Raw genomic sequence first — 12,703 nt, 5'->3', positions numbered from 1 at the left:
CAAGGGGCAGCGCGCTAGTTGCGCGTCGTTGACCGATGCAATACTGAAACCTGAACCACTATTCAACTAGGCGGCAGAAACTGCGCATGAATGTGACCCAAAAGACGCAAGGCCTTACCAAGACTCCAAAGACCGCACGCGGCCACAAGACATTGCGGTTGCTGCTCGATGCGGCCGCCGGGGAGTTCGGCGAACGCGGCTTCCACGAGGCTGCCATCGCCCGCATCGCCCAGCGCGCCGGCGTCGCCATCGGCAGCTTTTACACCTATTTCGAATCGAAGGAGGCGGTCTTCCGGGCGCTTGTCGGCGACATGAGCGCCCAGGTCCGCGAAACCGTCGCGCCGGTCATCCTCGCCGCTCCCGACCGCCTGTCGGGCGAACGCGCCGGCATCGCCGCCTTTGTCGCCTTCGTCCGCCAGAACAAGGCGCTGTACCGCATCATCGACGAAAGCGCCTTTGTCGCCGAAGACGCATACCGCAAGCATTACAACGACATCGCCGAAGGCTATGCAGCCTCACTGACCGCCGCATTCGGCCGCGGCGAGATCAGTGACAGTGACATGACCATCCGCGCCTGGGCCATCATGGGCATGAACGTCTTCCTCGGCCTGCGCTTCGGCGTCTGGGACGAAACCCTCACCCCCGAAGCCGTCGCCAAAGTCGCCGCCGACCTGATCACCAACGGCCTACGCTAACCTTCATCCTCCCCCTAGAGGGGGGAGGCGAGAGACGCGCCCTTGCGCGGCCCGGGTGGGGGTGTCCCCCCGTCGAAACAAAAGCCATCAGCGAACCCCTCAAGCTAATCCCGAACCCGTCCAAACGGCCAATCCACCACCCCGCCAGCAAACAGCGCCCACCAAACAAACACCGGCTGAAACAGCAGTCGCGGCGCATGATATCCCCATCCCAGCACTTCACCCCCAATGGCAACACTATTCATCGCGTGCTTGATATTGGCCGGAAAAACCCCAACAGCATAAGCCGCCAGCGCCGCCCCCGCGAACCAGCGCAACTTCGGAACCATCAGCCCAACAGCGCCCATTATCTCACAAACCCCCGTAAACAGCACGACGTTGCGCGGCGACGGTACCCACCCCGGCATGATCGCCAGGAACGAATCCGGCGACCGCAAATGGATGACCCCGACAGTGAAATACAGCACCGCCAGCACCCACCGCAGCCCGGCGCGGACCAGTTCGCGGCGGCGCAAAGTCACGCCACATCCCGATTGATCGCCGCCTGCAGTTCCTTGCCGAGCGGAAACCGCTGCTGCGGCAGATATTGCAGCATCACGATCACCGCCATCTGCCGCACCCGGTCGACCTGGAACAACGTCCCCGCCGCTCCCCCCCACCCATAGGTGCCGACCGCATTACCTTCCGGCAGCTTTGCCACCGTATCGAACAACGTCACGCGCCCGCCGGCGCCGAAGCCGTTGGTGCCGTCCTGGAACACGCCGACCGGCAACAGGTTCGACGTCGCCAGCCGGGCAACCCCGCGCGGCATCACCTGCCGCCCCTCGAACAGCCCCTCGTTGAGCAACATCTGCCCGAAGCGTGCATAGTCCCGCGCCGACGACAGCAGCCCCGCGCCGCCCGCCAACAGCTTCGGCGGCCCGATCCAGTCGCTCCGAAGCGGGCCATCGATCAGCACCGGCGCATTCAGCGGCGTCAGATCGGGCTTCACCCAGGCATAGTTCGACGACAGTTTCGGCAACTGCCCTGGCCGCACCTGGAAGCCGGTATTGGCCATTCCCAAAGGCCGAAACAGCTGCTCATCAAGCACCGCGTCGAAGCTCTTGCCCGTCAGCCGCTCGAGCATTCCGCCTGCAAGATCGAGCGCCACCGAATAGCGCCAGCTCTTGCCCGGCTCGCCATACAGCGGCAGGCTCGCCAACCCGGCGACAAAACCCTGCAAGTTCGGCACCTTGCCATCCCCCGGCTGGGTGCCCGACGTGGCACTGCCGGGAAACAGCCCGAGCCGGCGGTATTCCTTCTCCAATGGCCCGTTGCCAACAATCGTATACGTCAGCCCCGCCGTGTGGGTCAGCAGGTGCCGCACCGTGATCGGCCCCGCCGCCGGCCGCGATTCGAGCCCCTTCGCCGGATCGACCAGCACCCGCATGTTGGCAAATTCCGGCATCACCGCGGAAATCGGCATGTCGAGCGCCAGCCTGCCCGCCGCGACTTGCTGCATCACCGCCATCGCCGTGACCGGCTTGGTCATCGAATATATCCGCCACAGCGTATCCGGCGACACCGGCGCGCCACCCCCTTTAGAATCGGCGCCGAACGCCGCCTTGCCCGCCATCAGATATTCCGGCCGAAACGCCCCCGGCCGCACGATCGCCACCACCGCGCCAGGCACCTTGCCCGACGTGACATAGCTCTCGATCAGCGTCTGCACCGCGCCAAACCCAGTCTTCGCGCGCGCCAGCGCCGGCGCTGCAAACGCCGTCGCCGCGATCGTGCCCAGCATCCCGCGCCGGCTCAATTCCATCGTCATCCCCAGTCTCCCCTAATGCGCCAGCAGGACCGCCGCTTGTGCCCGCGCCTCGTCCGTAACATCCGCGCCCGACAACATCCGGGCAATCTCTTCGCGGCGCTCGTTCGCCGACAGCGGCACCACCGCCGTCCGCGTCACCGCGCCGTCGCTCGCCTTGGCAATCCGCCACTGGTGCGCGCCGCGCGCCGCCACCTGTGGACTGTGGGTCACCACCAGCACCTGCGTGCCCCCCGCCAGCCGCGCCAGCCGTTCACCGATCGCGCTTGCCACCGCGCCGCCGACGCCGCGGTCGATCTCGTCGAATATGATCGTGCCCGCGCTCCCGGTTTCGGCCAGCGCCACCTTCAACGCCAGCACGAACCGCGACAGCTCGCCGCCCGACGCGATCTTGATCAGCGGCGCAAACGGCGCTCCCGGATTGGTCGAAATCTCGAACTCGACGCGCTCGGCGCCCTCGGGTCCCCAGCCACTTTCCGCCTGCGCCGCCACCACCGTCCGGAACTTCGCCGCATCGAGCTTCAACGGTGCCAATTCCCCCGCCACCGCCTTGTCGAGCCGCACCGCTGCCGCCAGCCGATCCTTGCCCAGCACCGTCGCCGCGGTCCTATACGCACTCCGCGCCGCCGTCGTCGCCGCCGCCAGGGCCTTCAAACTGCTCGTCCCCGCCACCAGCGCCTCGGCCCGCGCCTGCAATGTCTCGGCAAGCTCCGCCAGCGCATCCGCCTCGACACGGTGCTTGCGCGCCATCGCCCGCAATTCGAACAACCGCGTCTCGGTCGCCTCCAGCCGCGCCGGATCGGCATCGAGTGCCTGTACCGCTGCCAGAAGGCGATCCTCCGCCTCACCGGCTTCGACCAGCGCGCGATCGAGGCTCTCCAGCGCCTCGCCCAGCAACGGATGCTCGGCGCCGATCCGGTCGAGCCGCCGCGCCGCCTGCGCCAACTGGCTGACCCCGCCATCCTTGCCGGTCAACAACACCTCTATCGCCGACAGGTCATCGGTCAGCCGTGCGCCTTTCTGCATCGACGCCCGGTCTTCGGCGAGCTCGGCCTCCTCGCCCGGCTTGGCGTTCAGCGCTTCAAGCTCCTTGACCGCATGCTCGAGCCATTCGCGATCGCGCGCATCGGCCTCCAGCTGCGCCGCTGCAATCGTCTCCGCCGCTGCCGCCGCCTGCCACGCACTCCACGCCGCGCGTACGCCCGCGACCTGCCCCGTCAGCCCGCCAAAGCCATCGAGCAGCGCCCGGTGCCCCCGCGCCGCCAGCAAGCCGCGATCGTCGGACTGGCCGTGGATCTCGACCAGCGCCGCGCCGGCCTCGCGCAGCAGCACCGCCGAAACCGGCTGGTCGTTGATAAAGGCGCGGCTGCCGCCATCGGCCTTGACCTGGCGCCGCAGGATGATGTCGCCATCGGCCTCGATGTCGTTTGCCGCCAGCAACGCCCGCGCCGGATGCGCCGGACCGACGTCGAACTGCGCCGTCACCCGCGCCGAATCGGCCCCGTGCCGCACCAGCGCCGCATCGCCGCGCGCTCCCATCGCCAACCCGAGCGCGTCGAGCAGGATCGACTTGCCGGCGCCGGTCTCGCCGGTCAGCACCGACAGCCCATCGGCGAAATCGAGTGCCAGCGCTTCGATGAGCACCACGTTGCGGATATCGAGCAGGGTCAGCACAGCGCATCCTTACAACCGCTTTTGCGAAAGGTCTCCCCCGCTGCGCAGCGATCCATCCTGCCCTTTCCACTTGCGCGAAACCCAAAAATCCCTATACGCCGCTCCTTCACTCAACCCGGGGCGTGCCGCGGCAAGAAATTGCCGGAATACGCAGGCTCAGCCTCAATGCGCTAAGCTTAAACCGCAAGCCAAGATGACAGGTGCCGCATGGCCGTTCCTAAACGCAAGACTTCGCCTTCACGCCGCAATATGCGTCGCAGCCACCACGCGCTTTCGCCGACGCCGTTCCAGGAATGCCCTAATTGCGGCGAACTGAAGCAGCCCCACCATCTGTGCGGCGGTTGCGGCCACTACAACGGCCGCGAAGTCGTCGAAATTCAGGCCTGAGCCAGGCCTGCATTCGATTGACTGAACAGGCTTCCGGGGGGCAGGCGACGACATCATGACCGTCAGGCCCCTCGCTATAAAGCCCAGGCTGGATTCCCCGACCATCGCGCTCGACGTGATGGGCGGCGATGCCGGGCTGGCCGACGTGATGGCTGCCGCCGAAGTCGCGTCCGAACGCTATCCCCGGCTAGTCTTCCGCCTTCATGGCCCCGAGGATCGCATCCGGGCCGAACTGCCACATTGTCCGCGCCTCGCAGCGACGGCAACCGTCGTCCACACCGACGAAGTCGTCCTCGGCACCGACAAGCCCAGCCAGGCGCTGCGCCGCTCGCGTACCTCGTCGATGGGTATGGCGATCCAGTCGGTAAAGGACGGCCTCGCCCATGCCGCGGTCTCCGCCGGCAATACCGGCGCGCTGATGGCGATGGCGCTGTTCGCGCTGCGCACCATGCCCGGCATCGACCGCCCTGCCCTCGCCGCGCTGCTGCCCACCCTCAAGAACGACTCGGTCGTCCTCGATCTTGGCGCCAACACCGAATGCGACGCCGAAAATCTCGTCCAGTTCGCCGTCATGGGTGCCGCCTTTGCGCGCACCGTGCTGGGCCTCGAACGCCCCCGCGTCGCCTTGCTCAACATCGGCGTCGAGGAGCTCAAAGGCACCGACGAGCTCAAGGAGGCCGCCGCCCTGCTGCGCGGTGCAAACCTGCCGATGATCTTCGAAGGCTTCGTCGAAGGCGACAAGATCGGCCAGGGCAATGTCGACGTCATCGTCACCGACGGTTTCTCGGGCAATATCGCGCTCAAGACCGCCGAAGGCACTGGCCGCCTCGTCGTCGGCCTGCTCACCGCCGCCTTCAAGTCATCGTGGCTGACGCAGCTCGGCTATCTCCTGTCGCGTGGTGCTCTGCGGGCTTTGCGCGCCCACCTCGATCCCAACGCCCACAACGGCGCCGTCTTTCTCGGTCTCAACGGCATCGTCGTCAAAAGCCATGGTTCGGCCAATGTCCGCGGTATCGCCAATGCCATCGGTGTCGCCCACGACCTGATCGCCGATAATGTCGGCGAACGCATTCTCCACGATCTCGCCAATTTTCGGGCACACCGGCCCGATACGTCGGCCGTCGAAGTCGCCAAGTGATCCGCGCCCGCATCATCGGCACCGGCAGCTATCTGCCCGCCCACATCCTCAGCAACGCCGAGCTTGCCGCCCGCGTCGATACCAGCGACGAATGGATCATCGAGCGCACCGGCATCCGCCAGCGCCACATCGCCGCCGAAGGTGAATTCACCTCCGACCTCGGCCTCGCCGCCGCCCAGCGCGCCCTCGACGCGGCCGGCATCACCGCGACCGACGTCGACCTCATCATCGTCGCCACCGCCACCCCGGACCAGACCTTCCCCGCCTGTGCCACGGTCATCCAGCACAAGCTCGGCATGATCCACGGCGTCGCCTTCGATGTGGCCGCGGTCTGCTCGGGCTTCCTCTATGCACTGTCGGTCGCCGACGCGATGCTGACCTCGGGCGCCCACCGCACCGCGCTTGTCATCGGCGCCGAGACCTTCTCGCGTATCCTCGACTGGGAAGACCGCGGCACCTGCGTCCTGTTCGGCGATGGCGCCGGCGCCGTCGTCCTGCGCGCCGAAACCGGCACCGGCTCGCCCGCCGATCGCGGCATCCTTGCCCACCGCCTGCACAGCGACGGCCGCTACAACGACCTTCTCTATGTCGATGGCGGCCCCGGCTCGACCGGCACCACCGGCAAGCTGCGCATGAAGGGCCGCGAGGTCTTCCGCCACGCCGTCACGAATCTCGCCAGCGTGATGACCGAGACTCTCGCCGTTGCCGGCCTCGCACCCACCGATGTCGACTGGGTCATTCCCCACCAGGCCAACCTTCGCATACTCGAGGGCACTGCCCGCAAGCTTGGCCTTTCGATGGACCGCATCGTCGTCACCGTCGATCGCCACGCCAACACCTCGGCGGCATCGGTCCCCCTCGCTCTCGATGTCGCCGTCCGCGACGGACGTATCAAATCCAATGATTTAGTGCTATTGGAGGCCATGGGCGGCGGCTTCACCTGGGGCGCTGCCGCAGTTCGCTGGTAGTCTTTCCCGATACATTTGGTAGTGGCATACCTAATGCCGATGGCGGCCTGCCGACAGTAACCGTAAGGTAGCGTATTAGTTGCAGCTGCGTTAACGTACGCCGACTCGCCGCACGGGCGAATATCATTCAAGAGGGGAAGAACATGGCAAAGACGGAAAGCATCGCCGCCGGCAGTCTTACTCGGGCAGACCTTGCGGATGCGGTACACGGCGAGATCGGGCTTTCACGCGCCGAATCGGCCGCCCTTGTCGAAACCGTGCTCGATCGGATCGGCGATGCCCTGCTGGCCGGCGATAACGTCAAGATTTCCTCGTTCGGCAGCTTCGTCCTGCGCAAGAAGGGCCTGCGCATCGGTCGCAATCCCAAGACCGGCGTCGAAGTCCCCATCGAACCGCGCACCGTGCTGACCTTCCGCCCGAGCCAACTGCTCCGCGAAGCCATCAACCGGCCGTCAAAGGCCTGACCATGGCACCGCAGGCACCTTCGACCGAGAAATCCGAACGCGCTTTTCGCACGATCAGCGAAGCGGCCGAAGTCGTCGGCGTGCCCCAGCATGTGCTCCGCTTCTGGGAGACCCGCTTTACCCAACTGCAACCCCTCAAGCGGGGCGGCAATCGCCGTTATTACCGTCCTGCCGACATGGCGCTGCTCGAAACCATCCGCGCCATGCTCCACGACGAAGGGCTGACCATCCGCGGTGCCCAGCTTGCGCTCGCCGGCGGCCGCGAACGGGTCCGCGCCAAGGACCCCGAAGTCACAGCGCCGGCCCCGGCCCCAACGCCACCAACGCCGCCGATGGCCAGCATCCCGCGCGAACCGTCATCGCCGACTGCGCAAATCGTCGACCTTGCCGCCCTGATCCAGATTCGCGACCGGCTGCGCACCGCCCTGGCGGCTTGACCATGCGCAGCCTGGCGGTCTTCAGCGTCAAAGGCGGCGTCGGCAAGACGGCTCTGGCGGTCAATCTCGCCCATGCCGCAGCGACACTATCGGCACGCCGGACATTGCTCTGGGATCTCGATACCCAGGGTGCCGCGACCTACACGCTGCGCCTCGCCGCCAGCCCGCGCCTGTCGGCGCGCAAGGGCATCGCCGAAGGCGAGCTATCGACGCTCATCCAGGCTTCCGACTTTCCCAATCTCGACGTGCTCGCCGCCGACAAATCGCTGCGCCAGCTCGAAAAACAGCTCGTCGAAAGCGACAAGGCCAAGCTGCTCAAAAAGCTCATCAAGTCGCTCGACAAGGACTACGACCGCGTCATCCTCGATTGCCCCCCCGGCCTGACCGAACTCGCCGACCAGGTCTTTCGCGCCGTCGATCTGCTCGTCGTCCCGATGCTCCCGTCGCCGCTCAGCATGCGCGCCTTCGATCAGTTGATCGATCATCTCGCCCGCCACCACAAGGGCAACACCCCCGTCGTCCTGCCGGTCTTCACCATGGTCGATCGCCGCAAAGCGCTGCACCGCGTCACCATCGCCGCCGCCCTCGATCGCCCCTCGATCCCCTACGCCGCCGCGATCGAAGCCATGGCCACCACCCGCCTCCCGGTCCTCGTCAAGGCCCCAAAATCGCCGGCCGCCAAGGCCCTGTCGTCGCTCTGGACCGATGTCGAACGCGCCCTGACCCGGCTTCCGTAAGAGCGGTTCCTAAAAAGGGTTCGTCATGCTGAACTCGTTTCAGCATCCACCGCGCCGCAAGGCCCTCCCAGCCCGACGCCTAAACTACTCCGCCGCAACCCGCTCGGCCTCACCGGCAGCCACCGGCAAATCCCGCACCTCCGCCGCCCCGCGCCGCTGCCGAACCCGTGCACTCAACCCCTCGATCCCCAGGTAAACCACTGGCGTGATAAACAACGTCAGCACCTGGCTGACCATCAATCCGCCAAGCACCGCAATACCCAAAGGCTGGCGCAACTCCGCTCCCGCGCCAATCCCCAGCGCCAGCGGCGCCGCTGCCGCCATCGCCGCAAACGTCGTCATCATGATCGGCCGAAACCGCTTCGACGCCGCCTCGCGGATCGCATAAACCGGCGTCCAGCCATGCTTTCTTTGCCCGGCCAAAGCGAAATCGATCATCATGATGGCGTTCTTCTTGACGATGCCGATCAGCAGCACGACGCCAATGATGCCAATGACATCGAGCGGCATGTTGAACAACCACAGGAACGCCACCGCCCCGATCCCCGCCGCCGGCAGCCCCGACAGGATGGTCACCGGATGGACGAAACTCTCGTACAGCACCCCGAGCACGATATAGATCACGATGATCGCCGCGATGAACAACAGCGGCATCGATTCAGTCGATGATTCGAACTGCTGGGCATTGCCGCCGAATGCCCCGCTGATAGTTGCCGGCTGCCCGAGTTCGGCCGCTGCCGCATCGATCATCGGCTTGGCCTGCGACAGCGCCACGCCCTTGCCCAGGTTGAACGAGATCGTCACCGCCGGCAGCTGGCTCTGGTGCGCGACCACGCTCGGCGCGCCCCCGATCGCTATCCGCGTAACCGCCGACAACGGCACCATCCGGCCGACTTCGCCCCCGGCGGCGCTGCCGCGCACCATCAACTGTCCGATGCCGTCAGGCGTCATCTGCTGGTCCGGCGAAATCTCGAGGATGACCTGGTAACTGTCGACATCGGTATAGACCGTCGACACCTGCTGGTTGCCATAGGCCGCGTACAGCGTCTGGCGGATCGCCGCGACCGGCACGCCCAACCGGCTCGCCGCATCACGATCGACTTCGATCATCGCCTGCCGCGCGCCGCGCTGGTAATCCGACGTCACGTCCTCGAACCCCGGCGTCGACCGCAGCCGCGCCTCGAGCTGCGGCGCGAACGCATAAAGCTGGTCCTTGTCGACCGCCGAAATCGTATATTGGTAATTCGACGACGACGCCCGGCCGCCCAGGGTCAGGTTCTGCGGCACGTTCGGCACCGCCTGGATGCCGGGCACCTGCGCTAGTTTCTTGCGTAACCGCGCCTGCACCACGTCCGCGGCGTCGCGCTCCGAACGCGGCTTCAACGGCGCAAACATCCGCCCGATGTTCGACCCGCCCCCGCCCAGGAAGCTGTTGACCCGCTCCACCGCCGGATCGTCGCGCACGATCTGTGCCACCGCGTCCTGCTTGGCGAGCATCTGCTCATAGCCGATATCCGGCGCTGCCTCGGTGCCGACGAAGATCGCGCCGTTGTCCTCGATCGGAAAGAATCCCTTGGGAACAACGGTAAAGCCCCAGATCGCCACACCTACCGACAGGATTGTCAGCAGACCGACGAGCTTGCGATGCCGCAACGTCGCATCGAACGCCCGCATATAGCCGTCCTGCATCTTGCCGAATGCCCGCGTTGACGCCCGCGCCACCCGGCTGTTCGGCTCCTGGTGCCCCGGCTTGAGCACCCGCGCCGCGATCATCGGGATTAGCGTCAGCGACAGCACCGCCGAAATGCCGATCGCGATCGTCATCGTCACCGCAAACTCGAAGAACAGCCGCCCGATCACACCCCCCATGAACAGCAGCGGGATGAACACCGCGACCAGCGACACCGAGATCGACATCACGGTAAAGGCAATCTCGTTGGCCCCGGTCACCGCCGCCTCGCGCGGCGGCTCGCCGTCCTCGATATGCCGCACGATATTCTCGAGCACGACGATCGCATCGTCGACGACGAACCCCGTCGCCAGCGTCAACGCCAGCAGCGAAAGATTATCGAGGTTGAACCCGAACAAGTGCATGCCCGCGAACGTGCCCACCGCCGCCAGCGGCAGCACGACCGCCGGGATGATCGTCGCGCGCGCATCGCCGAGCACCAGGTAGATCACCAAAATGACCAGCAACGCCGTCCCGACCAGCGTATATTGCGCGTCCGCCACCGATTCCCGCACCGATTCGGACCGGTCGACGATGATCTCGATCTCGGCCGAGGGCGGCAGCGACTCGCGGATCGCCGGCAGCATCGCCGTCACGTCGTCGACCAGCTTGACCACATTGGCGCCCGGCTGGCGCGTGATCGCCACCGTCAGCGACGGTTCGCCGTTGAACTTCGCCCCGCCGCGCAATTGTTCATAGCTGCTGATGACCTTCGCCACGTCGCCCAGCCGCACCGGCAGGCCGCCCCGCGACGCCACGATGATCTGCGCAAAATCCTCGGGACGTTGCAAATTGCCACTGGCGTCGAGGATATAGCTGCGCTCGCCGCCGGTGATCGCCCCCACCGCGACATTGCTGTTCGCCGCCGCCACCGCCTCGCGAATATCGCCCGGCGTCAGGCTGCGTGCCGTCAACGCCGCCGGGTCGAACTGGATACGAATGGCATAGCGCCGGCTGCCATAGGTCACGACCTCGCCGACCCCCGACATGGTCGAGATCCGCGGGATCATCAGCGTGTCGACAATCGTCTGCAACTCGTTTGCCGGCCGTGTCTTGTCGCGCACCGAAAGGATCATCACCGCCTGGTCGGCCGGATTGACCTTCTTGAACGTTGGCGGCGACGGCATCTCGACCGGCAACCGCCGCGCCACCGCCGACAGCGCCGATTGCACGTCGAGCGCCGCTGCATCGATGTTGCGATCGAGCGCAAACTGCACCGTGACGTTTGTCGAACCCGTCGACGACGTCGAGGTGATCTGGTCGATCCCCGAAATCGTCGCCAGCTGCCGCTCGATCGGCGTTGCCACCGACGACGCCATCGTTGCGGGGTTGGCGCCCGGCAAATTCGCACTCACCTGGATCGTCGGCAAATCGACTTCGGGCAGCGCCGACACCGGCAGCAACCGATAACCAAAAATGCCGGCAAAGATGATCGCCAGGCTCAGCAACATCGTCGCCACCGGCCGCTCGACCGCGAGGCGCACGACCGACATCAGCCGGCAACTGCCGGTGCAGCAGACGCCACCCGCGGCGCGCCGGCCCGTGTCCTGACCTTGTCGCCCGGCTTCAGTTTCGACAGCGCATCGACAACGATGGTCTCGCCCGGCTTGACTCCGCTGGCGAGGAACACCCTGCCATCCGCTCGCCCGGCCACCGTCACGTCGCGCATGACGACCTTGCCGTCGCCGCCCACCGCCCAGACGAACGGCGCATCCCGGCCGGTCTGCACAGCCGATTCCGGCAGCGCGATCCGCGGCGCCGACGCCCCCAGCGGCAACTGCACGTTGACGATCGCACCCGGCCACAACACATCGCCGACATTGACGAACTCGGCCTTCGCCGTGACCGATCCATTGCCCGGATCGACGTTGTTATCGAGGAACGCCAGCCGCCCCGTGGCAATCGGTGGCCCGCCGCCCTGCTGCGGCAGTGCCGTCACCGTCAGGCCCGGCCCCGCCATCGCCGCCCGCACATGCTGGATCTGCTCGGGCGGCACCAGGAACCGCACCTGGATCGGCGACAGCTGGTTCACCGTCACCAACGACACGGCGTCGCTCGACCGCACCGTCGCGCCTAGCCGAAAGCCGATCTCGCCCGTCCGCCCGCTTACCGGCGCACGGATCGTCAAATAATCGAGCGCGGTCTCGGCGCTCTTGACTTGCGCCAGCGCCCCGCTGATCGCCGCCTCGGCCGACCCCGCCAACGCCCGCCGCTGGTCGAGCACCGCCGCCGACACGAATCCCTTGCCGACCAACTGTTCCGCGCGCGTGAAATCACCCCGCGCCTGCACCGCCGACGCCTGCGCGCTCGCCACATTGGCCCGCGCCTGCGCGAGTTCCGCCCGCGCCGCCCGGTCGTCGAGCCTGAACAATTGCTGCCCACTGCGAACATTATCGCCTTCGCGGAACAGGATCGCGGTGATCTGCCCGTCGGTTCGCGGCCGCACCGCCACCGACTGCAGCGGCGTCACCGTGCCCAGTGCCGTCAACCGCGGCGCGAAATCGGCATTCGCCGCCGCCATCGCGCCCACCAGCGCCGGCGGGCGCGCCTTGCCCGCCTTGTCCTCATCGCGGCCGCACCCGGCCAGCGCCAGCACCAGCACGGCGGCACCCATCAGGCGCGAACGGGAATCAGGTCTCATAAATGCATCTTAATCCGCATACGCCT

At 66.5% G+C, this 12,703-nt stretch carries 12 protein-coding genes; 7 read left to right on the top strand and 5 right to left on the bottom strand.

Annotated elements, in window-relative coordinates; genetic code table 11:
* Window positions 1–86: 86 nt before the first annotated feature.
* Window positions 87–695 (top strand): TetR/AcrR family transcriptional regulator, encoded by a 609-nt coding sequence (locus IEW98_RS04010; RefSeq protein ID WP_188761639.1) that lies wholly within the window; start codon window positions 87–89, stop codon window positions 693–695.
* 104 nt (window positions 696–799) lie between these two features.
* Here the strand turns inward: IEW98_RS04010 and IEW98_RS04005 are convergent, their stop codons facing one another.
* The 3 genes from IEW98_RS04005 to recN are packed head-to-tail and all read right to left on the bottom strand — an operon-like array spanning window position 800 to window position 4,176.
* Window positions 800–1,216: a DoxX family protein gene (locus tag IEW98_RS04005; RefSeq protein WP_371870741.1), complete on the bottom strand. Its 417-nt coding sequence runs from the start codon at window positions 1,214–1,216 to the stop codon at window positions 800–802.
* A complete protein-coding gene (locus IEW98_RS04000; protein WP_188761638.1) occupies window positions 1,213–2,505 on the bottom strand; it encodes a serine hydrolase domain-containing protein in 1,293 nt (430 codons plus the stop codon). Before IEW98_RS04000 ends, IEW98_RS04005 begins: the two co-directional genes overlap by 4 nt.
* A 12-nt stretch (window positions 2,506–2,517) precedes the next feature.
* On the bottom strand, window positions 2,518–4,176 hold the full coding sequence (gene recN / locus IEW98_RS03995; protein ID WP_188761637.1) for a DNA repair protein RecN: 1,659 nt from the start codon (window positions 4,174–4,176) through the stop codon (window positions 2,518–2,520).
* Between the two features lie 207 nt (window positions 4,177–4,383).
* Here recN and rpmF point away from each other — a divergent pair, with 207 nt between their 5' ends.
* From rpmF to IEW98_RS03965, 6 genes are all read left to right on the top strand, one after another.
* On the top strand, window positions 4,384–4,563 hold the full coding sequence (gene rpmF, locus IEW98_RS03990) for a 50S ribosomal protein L32 (protein ID WP_188761636.1): 180 nt from the start codon (window positions 4,384–4,386) through the stop codon (window positions 4,561–4,563).
* Between the two features lie 55 nt (window positions 4,564–4,618).
* Entirely contained in the window at window positions 4,619–5,701 is a 1,083-nt protein-coding gene (gene plsX, locus IEW98_RS03985; RefSeq protein ID WP_188761635.1) for a phosphate acyltransferase PlsX, read from the top strand.
* Window positions 5,698–6,669, top strand: a complete 972-nt coding sequence (locus tag IEW98_RS03980) for a beta-ketoacyl-ACP synthase III (RefSeq protein WP_279380339.1) — start codon at window positions 5,698–5,700, stop codon at window positions 6,667–6,669. Before plsX ends, IEW98_RS03980 begins: the two co-directional genes overlap by 4 nt.
* Window positions 6,670–6,794: 125 nt before the next feature.
* Window positions 6,795–7,133 carry an integration host factor subunit alpha gene (locus IEW98_RS03975; RefSeq protein ID WP_279380343.1) on the top strand — a complete coding sequence of 113 codons (339 nt, stop codon included), beginning with the start codon at window positions 6,795–6,797 and terminating at the stop codon, window positions 7,131–7,133.
* Window positions 7,134–7,135: 2 nt separating this feature from the next.
* Entirely contained in the window at window positions 7,136–7,570 is a 435-nt protein-coding gene (locus IEW98_RS03970) for a MerR family transcriptional regulator (RefSeq protein ID WP_188761633.1), read from the top strand.
* 2 nt (window positions 7,571–7,572) lie between these two features.
* Window positions 7,573–8,307, top strand: coding sequence for a ParA family protein (locus IEW98_RS03965; protein WP_188761632.1), 735 nt, complete (start codon window positions 7,573–7,575; stop codon window positions 8,305–8,307).
* Window positions 8,308–8,391: 84 nt separating this feature from the next.
* Here IEW98_RS03965 and IEW98_RS03960 read toward each other — a convergent pair whose 3' ends face one another.
* On the bottom strand, window positions 8,392–11,529 hold the full coding sequence (locus IEW98_RS03960; protein WP_188761631.1) for an efflux RND transporter permease subunit: 3,138 nt from the start codon (window positions 11,527–11,529) through the stop codon (window positions 8,392–8,394).
* Entirely contained in the window at window positions 11,529–12,677 is a 1,149-nt protein-coding gene (locus IEW98_RS03955; protein WP_188761630.1) for an efflux RND transporter periplasmic adaptor subunit, read from the bottom strand. The genes IEW98_RS03960 and IEW98_RS03955 overlap by 1 nt, the downstream gene beginning before the upstream one ends.
* Window positions 12,678–12,703 lie beyond the last annotated feature (26 nt).

It is taken from the genome of Sandarakinorhabdus glacialis (assembly GCF_014643455.1).
Lineage (GTDB): Bacteria > Pseudomonadota > Alphaproteobacteria > Sphingomonadales > Sphingomonadaceae > Sandarakinorhabdus > Sandarakinorhabdus glacialis.
Note: the sequence above shows the minus strand (reverse complement) of the source record. Positions and strands in the feature narration are given on the sequence as shown.